The sequence below is a fragment of the Corynebacterium sp. KPL1995 genome (genome assembly GCF_000477935.1).
GTDB classification, from domain to species: Bacteria; Actinomycetota; Actinomycetes; order Mycobacteriales; family Mycobacteriaceae; genus Corynebacterium; species Corynebacterium pseudodiphtheriticum.
In genome coordinates, this window is the sequence record NZ_KI515715.1 from 1,919,814 (window position 1) to 1,935,787 (window position 15,974).

Annotated in this window: 12 protein-coding genes; 5 read left to right on the forward strand and 7 right to left on the reverse strand. The window is 54.8% G+C overall.

Annotated features, from left to right (window positions below):
- Nucleotides 1–141 precede the first annotated feature (141 nt).
- Nucleotides 142–1,557, forward strand: coding sequence for an amino acid permease (locus HMPREF1292_RS08515; RefSeq protein WP_255342486.1), 1,416 nt, complete (start codon nucleotides 142–144; stop codon nucleotides 1,555–1,557).
- A gap of 91 nt (nucleotides 1,558–1,648) precedes the next feature.
- On the forward strand, nucleotides 1,649–2,677 hold the full coding sequence (locus HMPREF1292_RS08520) for an ornithine cyclodeaminase (protein ID WP_021352210.1): 1,029 nt from the start codon (nucleotides 1,649–1,651) through the stop codon (nucleotides 2,675–2,677).
- Between the two features lie 256 nt (nucleotides 2,678–2,933).
- On the opposite strand, the gene pheT is transcribed toward HMPREF1292_RS08520, so the two are convergent.
- The 7 genes from pheT to uvrA form a co-directional block, all read right to left on the reverse strand.
- Nucleotides 2,934–5,438, reverse strand: a complete 2,505-nt coding sequence (gene pheT / locus HMPREF1292_RS08525) for a phenylalanine--tRNA ligase subunit beta (RefSeq protein WP_023019540.1) — start codon at nucleotides 5,436–5,438, stop codon at nucleotides 2,934–2,936.
- 29 nt (nucleotides 5,439–5,467) lie between these two features.
- Complete coding sequence (gene pheS / locus HMPREF1292_RS08530; protein ID WP_021352212.1) at nucleotides 5,468–6,526, reverse strand: phenylalanine--tRNA ligase subunit alpha; 1,059 nt, start codon at nucleotides 6,524–6,526, stop codon at nucleotides 5,468–5,470.
- A 121-nt stretch (nucleotides 6,527–6,647) separates the two neighbouring features.
- Nucleotides 6,648–7,469, reverse strand: a complete 822-nt coding sequence (locus HMPREF1292_RS08535) for an RNA methyltransferase (RefSeq protein ID WP_023019541.1) — start codon at nucleotides 7,467–7,469, stop codon at nucleotides 6,648–6,650.
- 104 nt (nucleotides 7,470–7,573) lie between these two features.
- Entirely contained in the window at nucleotides 7,574–7,957 is a 384-nt protein-coding gene (gene rplT / locus HMPREF1292_RS08540) for a 50S ribosomal protein L20 (protein ID WP_021352214.1), read from the reverse strand.
- A gap of 58 nt (nucleotides 7,958–8,015) precedes the next feature.
- Nucleotides 8,016–8,210: a 50S ribosomal protein L35 gene (rpmI, locus tag HMPREF1292_RS08545; protein ID WP_018120128.1), complete on the reverse strand. Its 195-nt coding sequence runs from the start codon at nucleotides 8,208–8,210 to the stop codon at nucleotides 8,016–8,018.
- Between the two features lie 33 nt (nucleotides 8,211–8,243).
- Nucleotides 8,244–8,765 carry a translation initiation factor IF-3 gene (infC, locus tag HMPREF1292_RS08550; RefSeq protein ID WP_081703749.1) on the reverse strand — a complete coding sequence of 174 codons (522 nt, stop codon included), beginning with the start codon at nucleotides 8,763–8,765 and terminating at the stop codon, nucleotides 8,244–8,246.
- Between the two features lie 314 nt (nucleotides 8,766–9,079).
- On the reverse strand, nucleotides 9,080–11,923 hold the full coding sequence (gene uvrA / locus HMPREF1292_RS08555; RefSeq protein ID WP_034645235.1) for an excinuclease ABC subunit UvrA: 2,844 nt from the start codon (nucleotides 11,921–11,923) through the stop codon (nucleotides 9,080–9,082).
- Nucleotides 11,924–12,051: 128 nt separating this feature from the next.
- Between uvrA and HMPREF1292_RS08560 the strand changes: the two genes are divergently transcribed.
- From HMPREF1292_RS08560 to HMPREF1292_RS08570, 3 genes are all read left to right on the forward strand, one after another.
- Nucleotides 12,052–12,651, forward strand: coding sequence for an MBL fold metallo-hydrolase (locus HMPREF1292_RS08560; protein WP_023019543.1), 600 nt, complete (start codon nucleotides 12,052–12,054; stop codon nucleotides 12,649–12,651).
- Nucleotides 12,652–12,743: 92 nt separating this feature from the next.
- Nucleotides 12,744–13,595: a DoxX family protein gene (locus HMPREF1292_RS08565; protein WP_021352217.1), complete on the forward strand. Its 852-nt coding sequence runs from the start codon at nucleotides 12,744–12,746 to the stop codon at nucleotides 13,593–13,595.
- A 14-nt stretch (nucleotides 13,596–13,609) separates the two neighbouring features.
- Complete coding sequence (locus tag HMPREF1292_RS08570; protein WP_023019544.1) at nucleotides 13,610–15,913, forward strand: UvrD-helicase domain-containing protein; 2,304 nt, start codon at nucleotides 13,610–13,612, stop codon at nucleotides 15,911–15,913.
- Nucleotides 15,914–15,974 lie beyond the last annotated feature (61 nt).

Consider the following 15,974-nt stretch of genomic DNA (forward strand, 5'->3'; position numbering starts at 1 on the left):
GAGCGTTACACTCCACCGACTGGAAGGTGAATAAGTCATATGTCAGAACAAAAACCCCAGCCGCACGGCGGCGCAATGGGGCCGACAACAGACGGAAGGCGTGCATCCTATCTTGATGAGGATCAAGGCCTATCCAAAGGAATGGGTCAACGTCAACTACAAATGATCGCTATAGGTTCCGCGATCGGAACCGGCTTGCTGTTAGGTACCGGGGGACGTCTGGAACAGGCCGGACCATTCCTGGCAGTCCTCTATCTCGTTTGTGGTTTCTTCGGCTATATCATTCTGCGCGGACTGGGCGAGCTGATCGTTTACCGGCCGTCATCGGGTTCGTTCGTGTCTTATGCCCGTGAATTCTATGGCGAAAAAGCAGCCTTTATTACAGGGTGGCTGTATTGGGGCAACTGGGCGATGACCATCATCGCAGACTCCACCGCGGTGGCCCTCTACATTCTTTGGTTTGATCGCTACACGTCCGTTCTGGACAGCATCCCGCAATGGCTGCTGGCACTGGGAGTCGTTGTATTCATCCTGGGCTTCAATATGCTTTCGGTCAAGATTTTCGGCGAACTGGAATACTGGTTCTCCTTGATCAAGATCGTTGGGCTCTTGGTATTCATGGCTCTGGGTATTTGGGTAGTTCTCACCGGCCATCCGCAGGGATACGACACTGGATTCCAGCTCATTAGCGAAGGCGGCGGATGGTTACCAAACGGCTTGTTGCCTGCCATTGTCGTTATCCAAGGTGTTGTTTTCGCATACGCAGGTATCGAACTCGTTGGTACAACTTCGGGTGAAACCAAAAACGTCGAAAAGATCATCCCGAAGGCCGTCAATGCGGTGTTGTTCCGCATCATTTTCTTCTACTTTGGTTCGGTTATGCTGTTGACCATGGTTCTGCCGCACACCGAATACATTGCCGGCGTCTCACCATTCGTGACCTTCTTTGATTCTTTCGGCATTGGCGTAGCTGCACCGATTTTCCAGCTGGTTCTAATCACTGCGGCACTGTCCTCGCTCAACGCGGGTCTGTATTCCACTGGTCGAGTGATGTACAACATGTCGATTTCCGGTTCTGGTCCAAAATTCGGTAAAGCACTGTCAAAGGACGGTGTGCCTTACGGCGGTATCCTGCTTGCCGGAGCCATCGCATTCGCTGGCGTGTTCTTGAACTTCGTGGTCCCAGAAATGGCCTTCGAAATTGTGCTGAACCTGGCAGCTCTGGGAACCATGGCCAGTTGGGCAGCAATCAGCATGGCACACTGGAAATTCGTCAAACTTTCCAAGACCGGTGAGTACGAACGCTCCAGCTACCGCAGTCCGTTTAACGCCTGGGGCGATATCGCAGTTGTGATCTTTATCGGTGTTGTGATCATCCTCATGGCTTTCGACTGGCCGGTGGGAACCTACACATTGGCAGCGTCTCTGCTGCTCATCCCGATGTTCTGGTTCGGATGGCGGGCGTGTAAACCGCAGGTAATGGCACAGCTAGAAGCTCGCCAAGCTCGAATGAACGCGTACAATGAAGGAAGCAATAGCCAGGAATCTGGCGAATAAATAGCTTTCGAACAGCTCTTCCGGCCAGCCCAAATAATCTTTAGCGGTCGGCCCGGAACGAAGAAGCACAATCCGAAAGGAGACCAAAAATATGGTCAAATTTGTAGATGTCGACAATATGGCACGCTGGATCCAGCGCGAAGGTGTCGAAAAGATCATCACCGGTATGGTTAGCTACCTGGAGAAGGATTACTCCGAGTGGGAGCGTTTCGATCTCATCCCTCGCGTTGCTAGCCACACCCCGTTTGGCGTCATCGAGCTGATGCCGACGTCGAACGGCGAAGAGTACTCCTTCAAGTACGTTAACGGTCACCCATCCAACCCAGCACGCGGTTTCCAGACTGTTACCGCGTACGGCATGCTTGCCGACGTCGACAATGGTTACCCAACCTTCTTGGCTGAGATGACGTTGCTGACTGCATTGCGCACCGCAGCAGTGTCTTCCATGGTGGCCAAGAAGCTGGCTCGCCCAGATTCCAAGACCATGGCCATGATTGGTGCCGGTTCGCAGGCTGAATTCCAGGCTTTGGGCTTCCGTGGAACCCTGGGCATCGAAGACATCCGTATCTACGACGTAGACCCTGAGGCCTTGGAGAAGGTTCGCCGCAACCTGGAACCGCTGGGCTTCAACATCACCGTCTGCTCCACCACCGAAGAAGCTGTCGAGGGTGCCGACATCATCACCACTTGCACCGCGGATAAGGCACAGAACCAGATTCTGGGCACCCAGCACGTCAAGCCCGGCGTACACATCAACGCAGTTGGCGGCGACTGCCCTGGCAAGACCGAGTTGGTAGAAGACATCCTGGATATGTCCACCGTCTTCGTCGAACTGCCTGAGCAGACCCGCATCGAAGGCGAGATCCAGCAGAAGCCAGACGACTACGAGGTTGTTGAGTTCTGGAAGGTCATCACCGGCAAAGAAAAGGGTCGTTCATCCGATGAGGAGATTACCTTGTTCGACTCCGTCGGTTTCGCCATCAATGATTTCTCGGCCTTGCGTTACCTCCGCGACGATGTCGCCGGTACCGAGCTCGAGACCGACATCGACTTGATCGCCAACCCAGAGGATCCAAAGGATCTCTTCTCGCTGGTCGCGGAAGTTCCTTCCCTGGTCTAACTCTGGTCTAAGCGATCTCAAGGGCTTAAGCACGCGGCTTATAAGCGCCTAGGCAGCTCATTAGTAGAGATGCTTAGGCACTAAGCTGAAAAATGCGCACTACCGGTTGGTAGTGCGCATTTTCTATCTGCAACTCTATTCCTTCAGCAATTCTTTTCCATGCTTGAGAGACAGTCCCCCACGCTGTAGATCGAAATCGCAGGCTGATGCTGCCCCAAGAAAAGCTGAAAGAAGCACCAGCACAGTCGGAAACTTTTTATGCACGCATGTGAGCTCCCAGCTCGACGCGAGCCTTCTCTGCAGCTTGCACACGGTATTCATTGACCTCATCATCAGTCAAGGTCCGATCATCGGCGCGGAATACCAAGTTAAATGCTAGCGACTTCTTGCCTGCTCCCAGTTGTTCGCCACGGAAGACATCGAAAAGCTCCACGGATTCCAGCAAGTCACCTGCTGCCGATTCAACGACGCGGCGCACAGTCTCGGCAGGTACCTCGTCGTCGACGACCAGCGCCAAATCTTGGTGCAAAGCCGGGAAGGCCGACAGGCGCGGCGCCGGGAAGGATTCGTCCAACGGCAAAGCGGAAAGATTCAATTCCATAGCGCACGTACGCGCAGGAAGTCCAAGAGCTTCGACAACCTGTGGGTGCAGCTCACCAGCGTGACCAACCACGGTGCCCGCAACACTCAGTTGCGCGCAGCGTCCCGGGTGCCACGGCAAATATTCTGCGTTCGCAATTTCCAGTTCTACCCCACACGCACGCGCCACGATGCGCGCAGACTCGATAGCATCTGCATAGGTGTAATGACGACCGCTACCCCACGGTCCAGTAAATTCCAGCTCACCGGAACCTACGGTTGCCACGTGCAGCGGCTGTCGCGGCAAACTATTGATTACGCTCGCCACGGTGGCATCATCCGGCCGCGCGGCAACCGACGGCATAGGGGTGTGATCCGCAACAGCGAAGCTCACCTGTTGGAGACCGAACAAACCAACCGAGTCACGGCCCCGTGCGACGTTACGGCGTACCGCATCCAGCATCGAAGGCAGCAGCGTGGTTCCCAAAACCGCATGGTCAGATTCCAGCGGGTTTTGCACTGCCACGGTGTTGCGGCGTGGGTCGTCAGCAGTCAATCCCCAAGTGTCGAAAATATCATTAGCAATGAATGGCGTCGGCAAGATCTCCGCATAACCGGAATACGCCAAAGCATGACCAACTGCACGGCGGCGCTTTTGCGCAGGGCTTAACCCGCGCCCTGCCGATGGTGTCGGCAAGATGGTCGGAATATCTTCCAACCCTTCCAAGCGCAATACTTCCTCCACCAGGTCGACAGCAACCGTCAAGTCAGAACGCCAAGTTGGTGGAGTCACACGCAATTGTGCACCGTCCTGGGAGACTTCCGCGCCGATCTCTTCCAGACGCCCGATAACAGTTTGTTCCGGGTAGTCAACGCCAGCGATCCGAGACGGGAAATTGATATCCATGGCAATTTCCGGCGCCGCGGGAACTTCCCCCTGCACACTTCGGGTGGCTTCTACCGTTCCGCCAGCGATCTCCGCGAGCAACGCGCAGGCCAGGTCCAGGCTAATCTCAACCAATGCTGGGTCAACGCCGCGTTCAAAACGACGGGATGCTTCCGAGGACAACTTATGCCGGCGCGAAGTACGCGCCACTGTGATCGGATCCCAGTTAGCGGCCTCGAAGTAGACATCAGTGGTCTCAGCGCTGATTTCAGAGGTGGTACCCCCCATAACACCAGCCAGGGACTGGATGCCAGACTCATCACAGATCACGACGTCTTCTGCATTCAGGGTACGGTCGACGTGATCGAGCGTCTCAAATTTCTCGCCTTCTTCTGCACACCGCACCGTGAGCCCGCCTTGAATCTTGCTGGCGTCGAACGCGTGCATTGGCTGGCCTAGCAGCAACATCAGGTAGTTCGTGATATCCGTAGCAGCATTGACTGGACGCTGGCCGGAAAGCATCAGTTCGCGCTGCATCCACCATGGTGACTGCGCTTTCGGGTCAATTCCGGTGACTTTGCGGAGACCAAAACGACGAGTCTTAGTGTCCTCGGCGATGTTGACGGACAGGGTTTCGCCGTCGGCAGCAGGCACTCCTTCAGTGCTCAGTCCTGCAACAGAAGGGTCGACTGCGGGATCCACATATTTCAAGTCAAACGCCGAGGCGATCTCACGAGACAAACCACGAGCGGAAAGAGCATAGCCGCGGTCCGGAGTGATGTTGACATCGAAGATGACATCGTCCAAGCCCAAATAACCACGGGCATCCTCGCCTGGCTCACCGGCATCAGCCGGGAGAGTCAAAATGCCATCAGATTTATCAGTCAGACCCAGCTCAGCTACCGAGCAAATCATGCCGCGAGACATCTTGCCGTAGGTCTTGCGCTCGCCGATGGCGAAGCCCCCGGGCAACACGGTTCCGGGAAGAGCGATAACCACTAGGTCACCTTCCGCGAAGTTCCGTGCACCACAAATAATTTCCTGCAGCTCGCCGGTGCCATTGGCTTTACCAACGTGCACATGGCAGTATCGGATCGGCTTTTTGAACTCGGTCAGTTCTTCGATGTTTTCCACACGCCCAAACACCAGAGGTCCAGTGGTTTCTTCGATTGCCTCATAGCCTTCAGTTTCAAAACCAACGCGGACATAGCCACCGTCGAAATCGGCTGGGCTGACGGCCCACTCCGGGTTGTGCTGGTTCAGTAGACGGCTAACCCAGTTCTGGGTGATCAACATTGTTGCGGCTCCTTATTCTGGGTTGATGGTTAAGCGTGGATTCCGAATGGCAAGGTAAAGCGGACGTCGCCTTCGACCATATCGCGCATATCCGAGAGACCATTACGGAACTGCAGGGTGCGCTCCAGCCCCATGCCGAAGGCAAAACCAGTGTATTCGTTCGGGTCAACACCAACGGCAGTCAAGACGTTGGGGTTGACCATGCCACATCCGCCCCATTCGATCCAGCCGGCACCGCCCTTTTTGTTTGGGAACCAGACATCGACCTCAGCGGAAGGCTCAGTGAACGGAAAATAGTTTGTACGCATACGCGTGGTGGTCTCTGGGCCGAAAAGCGTTTTTGCCAAGTGATCGAGAGTGCCGCGCAGGTGGGCCATGTTCAGCCCCTTGTCGACGGCTAAACCTTCAATCTGATGGAACACCGGGGTGTGAGTGGCATCGAGTTCATCAGTGCGGAACACTCGGCCCGGGCAAGCAATATAGAGGGGCACATCGCGTTCAAGCATAGACCGAACCTGCACCGGCGAAGTGTGGGTGCGCAACACCTGCTGTGAGCCTGGTTTACCAACGTGGAAGGTATCCTGCAGCGTCCGAGCCGGGTGGTCTGGCTTGAAGTTCAGCGCATCAAAGTTGAAATATTCGGCCTCGACCTCTGGTCCATCAGCGATCTCCCAGCCCATACCGATGAAAATATCTGAAATCCGCTCAGACAAAGCAGTGATTGGGTGCAGCGCTCCAGTTTGGTGCCGTGTGGTCGGAACAGTGACGTCAACTCTTTCCCGGATCAGTTGGGCTTGTCGCTCTTGTTCCTCTAATTCTGCATGAATTTGCGAATAAGCCTTTTCCGCTTTACCACGTGCCATATTAACGGCTTTTCCAGCGGCTTTGCGTTGGTCCTTGGGCAATGAGCCTAATGATTGTCGAGCGCGAGGAATATAAGCGCCATCCCCAAGATGTTGCCGTCGTGCTTCGGCAAGTTCTTCCATAGTGGATGCCGCTGAGAAATCTGCCATAGCTTTCTCAGCAGCAGCATCCAAAGCTTCCTGGCTCAAATCAATATCAGTTCCGTTATCAGGTGCGTTCGACACGTCAGCAGTCCTCGCAGTAATCGGTAGTAGTTAAGAATTCGGTTTCGTCCGCATGCCAGTCTAGCGATCAACAATACGTAACAGGTAGCGGAGTAGCCTTTACGTGCTCAGCACAAATGCTTTAGCGACGCCGGTTTTGCGCTTTGGCAGATTCGTAAAGGCAGATTGATGCAGCCGTCGCTAGATTCAGTGATTCTGCGTTGCCACGAATAGGGATTGACACTCGGTGATCAGCGCGAGCAGCCACACCCGCAGAAAGACCATGCGCCTCATTTCCCAGCAACCAAGCAGTGGGTTTGTGCAACATGCCAGATTCTTCAGCTTCTTCTAGAGTTATCTCCCCATCGGCGGACGTCGCCAAGATCTGCAGATTTGCCGCGCGTAACTGGCCCAATACATCGTTAACGCCTGTTTCTCGCGCCACGGGTGTATGGAATAGTGAACCCGCAGATGCACGCGCCACTTTGTTGGAGTGCGGATCAACAGTGTTTCCCGCGAATACGACGCCGTCTGCACCAAGGGCATCCGAAACGCGGATTAGTGTGCCCGCGTTCCCCGGTTCTGAGGTTTCCACAGGTATCGTCAGCAAGCTCGGGGAAGATTTGATGATTTTGCCGGCACTAAACATCACGGGTAAACAAACCGCGAAGATACCCGGGGTGGTTGTCGTTTCCGAAAGTAATTTCGCCGCACCGTCAGTAATCGGGTGAATATACACATCCATAAACCCTGCGGTGCTCACAATATGCTCGAAACGCTCAGCAGCACTCTGCGTTACAAACAGATCAGTCGCTGCACCCGTCGAGACTGCCGCGTCTACTGAATTCTCGCCTTCGATAAGGAAACGTCGTTCTTTCTTACGGACGGCGGCACGGTGCAGCTTCGCTGCTCGGGACACGCGCGGTGTGCGCTCGGTAAACGGGGCGGAAAAATCTAGCGTCATGGTGGCTTAGTCTACGGGATCAGAGTTAAGGTCTGCAGAACAGCAAAACGCCCCCGGAATCTTCCGAGGGCGTGTGGCGCATACGTACGGTGTTGCGCGGAAAATTAAGCGTTTGCCGGTGCGTTGACGTCGGCAGGCAGTGCGGACTTGGCAGCCTCACACAGTGCGGAGAAAGTGTCAAAGTCATTGACAGCCAGCTCTGCAAGCATCTTGCGGTCAACCTCGATCTCAGCCAAACGCAGGCCGTGGATCAGACGGTTGTAGGTGATGTCATTCATGCGGGCTGCAGCGTTGATGCGCTGGATCCACAGTTTGCGGAATTCCGACTTACGCGCGCGACGGTCGCGGTAAGCGTAAGTCATGGAGTGCAACCACTGCTCTTTTGCTACGCGGTAACGGCGGGAGCGCTGACCCCGGTAGCCCTTTGCGGACTTCAGGATTGTGCGACGCTTCTTCTTGGCGTTAACGGACCGCTTTACTCGTGCCACGGTGAAACTTCCTTAAATCTTGTTGTTGGTACTGATGTGGGATGAAACGAGTGGGCCTTTAGGCCTTGCCAAGCAAACGCTTGATGCGCTTCTGATCAGCCTGTGCAACGTCAACGTCACCCTTCAGACGGCGGGTGCGCTTAGAAGGCTTGTGCTCCAGCAGGTGGCGACGATTCGCCTGCTCACGACGCAACTTGCCGGAACCAGTCTGCTTGAATCGCTTTGCTGTGCCCTTGTGGGTCTTCTGCTTCATGGAGTTTCCTTAATCCCTTTAATTGACGGTTCGTTATTTCTTGCCCTTGCGTACTGGACCAAGCACCATGGTCATGTTGCGACCATCCTGCTTCGGTTTGGCTTCCACGACGCCATATTCTTCGACATCGTTAGCCAAGCGTTCCAGTAAGCGGAAACCAAGTTCAGGGCGCGACTGCTCACGACCGCGGAACATGATGGTTACCTTGACCTTGGAGCCCTTTTCCAGGAAGCGGACAACATTGCCCTTTTTGGTCTCATAGTCATGGTCGTCAATTTTTGGACGAAGCTTTTGCTCCTTGACGACGGTCTGCTGCTGATTCTTCTTGGACTCACGGGCTTTTTGGGCTTGTTCGTACTTGAACTTGCCGTAGTCCATGATCTTTGCGACAGGTGGCTTTGCGTTCGGCGCAACCTCAACTAGATCAAGATCGGCCTCATAGGCAACTTTGCGGGCGTCGTCTGTACGAACGACACCAACCTGCTCACCTTCAGGACCGATAAGACGGACTTCCGGTACTCGAATACGCTCATTAATGCGAGCTTCAGCGCTGATGTGTGACTCCTAAGTTCAAAAGGGGCGAATGAAACGTCTACCCTGCCACAATAAGAGCACTCCCCCGAGAAAACACACGTCAAGGATCAACACAGAGATCACTCGACGTATGCACCTTTACCCGTAACCAGCTCACGGAGCGGTATAAGGTGGGAGGAGACTCCACTTGCGACCTAAGTTCCTGGACGGAACCCTAGGTGGTAGTACGCATCAATCTAGCACGCATTAATCAATCACACAAATCGATGAGCACCTTCCCCATAGGAATGCCGCTGCATTGCGGTCACTCGCTCCGAGCAGGGCCATCACTCGCTCTAAGCATGCAGGATTTCCGCCAAAAATTGCCCGGTATAAGAGGCTTCCACCTTCGCCACATCCTCTGGAGTACCTTGCGCCACCACAGTGCCGCCACCAGAGCCGCCTTCGGGCCCCATGTCGACAATCCAGTCTGCTGCCTTAATTACATCCAGGTTATGCTCAATAATCAGCACTGAATTCCCTTTGTCCACCAGGCCTTGAATTACCAACATCAAGCGGCGAATGTCCTCAAAGTGCAACCCTGTGGTCGGCTCGTCCAGAATATAGACAGTGCGACCATGCGAACGCTTTTGCAACTCCGATGCCAGTTTCACCCGCTGCGCCTCACCACCGGACAGCGTCGTCGCTGATTGCCCCAAGCGCACGTAGCCCAAGCCGACGTCGACGAGTGTCGCTAGATAGCGATGGATTGAAGTAATCGGCTCGAAGAACTCGGCTGCTTCCGAAATCGGCATATTCAACACTTCGGCAATGTTTTTGCCTTTATAATGCACTTCCAGTGTTTCCCGGTTATAACGCGCGCCCTGACACACCTCACAAGGCACAAACACATCAGGAAGGAAGTTCATCTCAATCTTGAGAGTGCCTTCGCCTTGGCAGGATTCGCAACGCCCTCCCTTCACGTTGAAGGAGAAACGCCCAGGCTTATAACCGCGCACCTTAGCCTCTTGTGTTTCGGCAAATAGGTTGCGGATCTTATCGAACACACCGGTATAGGTCGCTGGATTGGAACGCGGAGTACGCCCAATCGGTGACTGATCGACCTGCACCATCTTGTCCAGGTTTTCGATACCTTCCACGCGCTTCGCCCGCCCCGGAACCTGACGGGCACGGTTAAGCTCGTTGGCCAAAGTCTTCGCCAAAATGCCGTTGACCACGGTAGATTTTCCCGATCCCGAAACTCCCGTGATGCAACACAGCACCCCTAGCGGAATGGTGACGTTGATGCCGCGCAGATTATTTTCCCGAGCACCAACAACGGTCAGCTGCCGCTCCTTATCAATTGGACGACGCTTTTCTGGAACTGCCAAAACCTTACGCCCAGACAGGTAATCCCCGGTTAACGATCCCGGGCAATCCGCAATCCCTGCAGGGGCCCCCTGATAAACGACCTCGCCGCCATATTCACCGGCGCGCGGGCCAATATCGACCATCCAATCCGAGGCACGAATCGTGTCCTCATCATGTTCCACGACAATCAAGGTATTGCCCAAATCGCGCAAGCGCTGCAAAGTAGCGATTAACCTGTGATTATCACGTTGATGCAAACCAATGGACGGCTCATCCAACACGTACAACACACCGGCGAGCCCGGCTCCGATTTGCGTGGCCAAGCGGATGCGCTGTGCCTCACCACCAGAAAGGGTGGAAGCACCGCGGTTGAGCGTGAGATAGGTCAGTCCGACGTCGACAAGAAATTGCAGACGCGCTTGGATCTCTTTGAGTACTGCACCAGCGATGATTTCGTTACGGTGATCCAACTGCAGCGTATCCAGGAACTGCGTGGCTTCTTCAATCGGTAGCTCTGCCAGCCCGGCGATCGAAAGCTCACCATGCGAGGTAGAAGCCAGCCGCACAGCGAGGATCTCCGGTTTCAAGCGTGTGCCCTTGCACTTCTTGCACGGCACCTGGCGGGTATAAGCCATGAAACGGTCTTTTTGTGAATCCGATTCGGCAGTATCCAACTTGCGACGCACATACCCTGCCGCACCTTCGAACGGGGCCGTCCAATCGCGCTGCCGACCGTAACGGTTTCGGTACCGCACACGAACTTCAGTTTTCGTGCCATTAACCAGCGCATCACGCTGCTGCTTAGTCAGTTGTGAAAATGGTGTCTCCGGGTCAAAATCCAGTGTCTTGGCCAGACCTTCGACTAATTTAACGAAATACCGTTGATTCGGGCTGGCGTACCAGGGCTGCACCGCCTTATTGGCTGGGGCATCCGGATCCGGAATCAACAAATCCTGATCCACCTCGTGGCGTGAGCCTAAACCATCACAACTCGGGCAAGCACCGTACGGTGAGTTAAAGGAAAAGGAGCGGGGTTCATACTCATCAATCGTCAGAGCATGCCCGTTTGGGCAGGCGGAGTTCTCAGAAAACATCCGCGTAGAATCCGGATCATCAACAAAATCAATGGTCACCAGGCCGTCGGCAAGCCGCAAGGCCGTCTCCACCGAATCGGTCAACCGTTGTTTCTGTGAAGCCTTAACCTGCAAACGGTCCACGATGACGTCGATATCGTGCTTGATCTGCTTTTTCAGTGTCGGTGGATCACTCAGCTGATAGATTTCACCATCAATCCGTGCGCGAGAAAAACCTTGTGCAGACAAATCAGCAAACAGATCCACAAACTCGCCCTTGCGTGTGCGCACGACTGGCGCTAGCACCTGGAATTTGGCTTTTTCCTCGTGCGCAAGCACCTGATCGACGATCATTTGTGTGGTTTGCCGTTCGATCACGGCATCGCAGGTAGGACAATGCGGGGTGCCTGCACGCGAAAACAGCAAACGCAAGTAGTCGTAAATCTCGGTGATCGTCCCGACAGTCGAACGCGGGTTGTGGTTGGTTGACTTTTGGTCAATTGAAACCGCTGGCGACAAGCCTTCAATAAACTCGACGTCCGGCTTGTCCATTTGCCCGAGGAACATACGGGCATACGAAGACAATGATTCCACATATCGACGTTGCCCTTCGGCAAAAATAGTATCGAATGCCAGTGAGGATTTACCCGAGCCAGAAAGCCCGGTAAACGCGATCATCTTATCGCGCGGCAAATCAATGTCCACGCCTTTTAGGTTATGTTCGCGTGCACCTTTGACCACCAAACGATCCGCCACGGATCCACCAAGCCTTCCCACAATTTTCTGTTTATATATCCGGCTGCAACCAGCACGCTTTAGACGCTCTCGTCCCTTCAAAACTACCAGGTTGTATGCAGCAACCATTATCGACGTAAACTGTCTGCATGAGCACCCTAGCGTTACATTCTGTGTCCATATCAGAGATGGACAACCAGTGTTATTTTCTTGTCGACGGCGACCAGGCGTTACTGATCGACGCCGCAGACGATGCCCCACGGCTGCTAGCTTTCGCTCAGGAATTAGGAGTCACCATCACCACGGTGTTGACCACCCACCGCCACTGGGATCACACGCGCGCGTTGGAAGAGTTGTTGGAAAAAACTAGCGCAAAGCACTACGCGTCATACCTGGATGCCCCAGCAATCCCCGGCAACATCGATGTGGAGCTACAGCATGGCGACGTTCTCGAATTCGCTGGCAAGGAATACCCAGTGATTATCTTGCGTGGGCATACTCCCGGTGGAGTCGCTTTAGCTGCTGTGATTGATGGTGTACCAAACTTGTTCGTCGGCGATTCGCTATTCCCGGGCGGTTTAGGAAAAACCGATTCCGAAGGCGATTTCGTGCGCTTGTTCCATGACGTCAGCGACCGGATTTTTGACCAATACCCCGATGAAACCAAAGTTTGGCCCGGGCACGGTAACCCAACCACTTTGGGAGAAGAGCGCGGCAAACTTACAGAATGGTGGGAACGACGCTGGTAAGTAACGAACAATGCCCACCACACTTTGTAGGCAGATAACGTAGAATTAGCGCTTAGTACTTCAAGCTACTATTACAAGGAGCATTACTAGCTATGATCCGCAAGATCGCACGACCAATGCTGGCTTCAGTCTTCATCCTCGACGGCGTTGATGCGCTGCGTAAGACTAACGAACGCGTTGACACCACCGAAGACCTGATCGCGCGTGTGCGCAAGATCGTCCCAGCAGACATCGCGGACGCTATTCCTAACAGCCCAAAGACCGTCGCTCGCGCTTTGGGCGGCATTAAAGTTGGTGCTGGTTCCCTGTTTGCTATCGGTAAGGCGCCACGTCTGGCTGCTGCAACCCTGGCAATCACTAGCTTGCCGACGCTTTTCACCCGCGATGCTTTCTGGTCTGCAGACGAAGATGACGAGCGCCGCGCACGTCTAAACAACTTCGCTACTTCCTCAGCTTTGCTGGGTGGCTTGTTCATCGCTTCCCAAGACACCGAGGGCAAACCAGGCCTAAAGTGGCGCGCAGAACACGCTTCGAAGCAGGCTGGCAAGAAGATGCAGCAGGCACTGCCAACACAATCTGATTCCGAAAAGATGCTCCAGGATGCCCGCGAAAAAGCAGGCGAATTCGGTGGTCAGGCTAGCGACTGGATCAAGGATTCCAGCGAAAAGGCGCAGGCCTACGTCAAGGACAACAAGGGCGACTGGTCCAAGAATGCCAATGAATGGCTGGATGCTGCACGCTCCAACGCCAAAACCGCCAAGAAGAGCACCGTAAAGGCCGCTAAAAAGGCCCAGGACAAGGCCAATGATGCTCTGAAGGACGCCGAGAAGAAGCACGGCAAGAAGGCAAAGAAAGCCCGCAAGAACGCCGAGAAGATTCAAAGCAAGGCAGACAAAGCTCTGTCCAAGGCTATGAAGAAGCTCGACAAGAAAATCGATTTCTAGGAAAATACTGACCATTGTCTCCCCGTAGAACTACGGGACAGCAATCCACGGGTTCGCAGAGAACCAAACGAGTACATCACTCGAACTATTCTGCAGAGCTCGCTGCCGAACAAAGCTATGTTGATGCTTTGTTCGGCATTTTGGATTCAGATGTCTCTCAAGCACGACAGCGTCTTGCCGACGCACAGCTAACTATCGACCCTGCCAATGCTGATTCCGATGCCTTGCTGCGTCGCGAAACCGAATATCACCGACTCCAAGAAAAACTCGACCAGTTGAACCTGGCGCAGATCGGTCTGGTTTTTGGACGCATAGATGTGGACGCGAAAGGTGAAAACCCGACGTCAGAGGGTCTGGACCGCCGATATATCGGACGCATCGGTCTCATGGATCGTGATGACGACTACCGTTCACTGCTGATCGACTGGCGCGCCCCTATGGCTCGGCCGTTCTATTTGGCCACTACTGCCCACCCAGAGGGAGTACGGGTTCGCCGACATATTCGCACCGCGGATCGCGTCGTCAAGGATATCGACGACGAGCTCCTATCTGGCACCGCTCCAGGCGACGCGGATCGCGCTGATGTAGCCGGCGAGGCTGCACTGCTGCACGCAATGAATAGCGCTCGCGGTGAACACATGGAGTCCATCGTAGAAACCATCCAGCGAGAGCAGGATGCGATCATTCGCGATAGCACCCGCGGGGTTCTCGTCGTGGAAGGAGGACCCGGCACAGGGAAAACTGCCGTCGCGCTGCACCGAGTGGCCTACTTGCTATACACCTGGCGGGAGCAGCTTTCACGGACCGGCGTATTGATCATCGGGCCGAACCCGACTTTTTTGAACTATATTTCGCAGGTTCTTCCCGAATTGGGGGAAACTGGCGTGGTTCTAAGTACGATTGGCCGTCTCTACCCGGGGTTGCGCCCTACCTTGCACGACACTGCTGAAACCCGACGGGTCAAAGGCTCGCTGCAGATGGTCGATGTGTTGAAAGCAGCGGTCAAGGCTTATCAACACGTACCGAAGCATAGCCGGGAAGTGGTGTTAGAAGGCACTCGCGTGGAGCTGACACCAACCATGGTGAAAACAGCTCGTACAAAGGCACGACGGTCGCGAAAACCGCACAACGAAGCCCGTGAAATCTTCAGTGAGCAGCTCCAAGAGCTTCTTGCACAGGGTTTGGCTGAAATCATAGGCCACGATCCACTAGATGGGGGCAACCTACTCAATAGCGCGGATATTTCAGCGTTGCATGAAGATATTTCCGATGAGGCCATCGTCGACGAGCTTGTAGACGAGTTCTGGCCGCAGTTAGGGCCGCGCCAAGTATTGCGCGAACTGTTATCCGACCGCGAGGCATTGCACGCTGCTTGTCGCGGTAACGGGGGCAAAGAATTCGCGTCTGCCCTATGGCGTTCGGAGCAAGGATGGTCGGATTCTGATGCCGCACTGTTGGATGAGCTTGCCCAGCTGCTGGGCAGCGGTGATGACGAACAGCAAGCTGCTGCGGATGAGCAGGAATGGCGCGAAGCACTGGAAGAAGCCGAGGGTGCACTGGATATCCTGGCTACTTCGGAATCCACCGATAACGATGATGTCTTCGACTCAGAAATACTGTCTGCGCACCACGTGATCGACGCGGAAACCTTAGCGCGTCGCCAGCAGGCACGTGATTATCGGACCACCGCAGAGCGGGCAGAAGGCGACCGTACCTGGGCATTCGGACACGTTGTCGTCGACGAAGCGCAGGAACTTTCTGCGATGGAATGGCGAATGGTGTTTCGCCGGAGCCCTAACCGATGGATGACGGTAGTTGGGGATCCTGCCCAAACGAGTTCACCGGCTGGCTGTGATAGCTGGAGCGAGGCATTGGAGCCGTTCGTCGGCAAGCGCTACCGGCAGCATCAACTGACGATTAATTATCGAACACCGGTGGAAATCGCTGAGCTGGCCGAAAGCATCGTGCACAAGTACAGCCCAGATACCACAGTGGCCCAGGCTATCCGTAACCGGAAAGGCGCTGTGCGCTGGCTACCAAGTGGTACCCCACCGGAGGAGGTTCGTGATCAATTGCGCGCAGACGAGACTGCCGCGAGTGCGGAAGACGATACCGCTGGCCAAAACCAGCGCAGTTATGCGATTATTTCTGCCCACAATGCCGCCACGTACAAGGGCCTAGAATTTGACCACGTGATCGTCGTGGAGCCGGAACAAATCATTGCTGCTTCCTCGCGCGGATGGCAGGATCTCTACGTTGCATGTACCCGCGCAACGCAGACTCTCAGCATTATCGGCACGTTGGACTTAGCAGGGTGAGACTAAGAAGGCTTGGACTTAGCAGGGTTGAGATTAGACAGGCACTAGTACCACGCCGGTT

Excerpts from the sequence above, each read along its gene's own strand:
- HMPREF1292_RS08515 (WP_255342486.1), top strand. The coding sequence starts at position 142 with ATGGGTCAACGTCAACTACAAATGATCGCTATAGGTTCCGCGATCGGA.
- HMPREF1292_RS08520 (WP_021352210.1), top strand. The coding sequence starts at position 1,649 with ATGGTCAAATTTGTAGATGTCGACAATATGGCACGCTGGATCCAGCGC.
- rpmI (WP_018120128.1), bottom strand. The coding sequence starts at position 8,210 with ATGAAGCAGAAGACCCACAAGGGCACAGCAAAGCGATTCAAGCAGACT.
- HMPREF1292_RS08560 (WP_023019543.1), top strand. The coding sequence starts at position 12,052 with ATGAGCACCCTAGCGTTACATTCTGTGTCCATATCAGAGATGGACAAC.
- HMPREF1292_RS08565 (WP_021352217.1), top strand. The coding sequence starts at position 12,744 with ATGATCCGCAAGATCGCACGACCAATGCTGGCTTCAGTCTTCATCCTC.
- pheT (WP_023019540.1), bottom strand. The coding sequence starts at position 5,438 with ATGTTGATCACCCAGAACTGGGTTAGCCGTCTACTGAACCAGCACAAC.
- HMPREF1292_RS08535 (WP_023019541.1), bottom strand. The coding sequence starts at position 7,469 with ATGACGCTAGATTTTTCCGCCCCGTTTACCGAGCGCACACCGCGCGTG.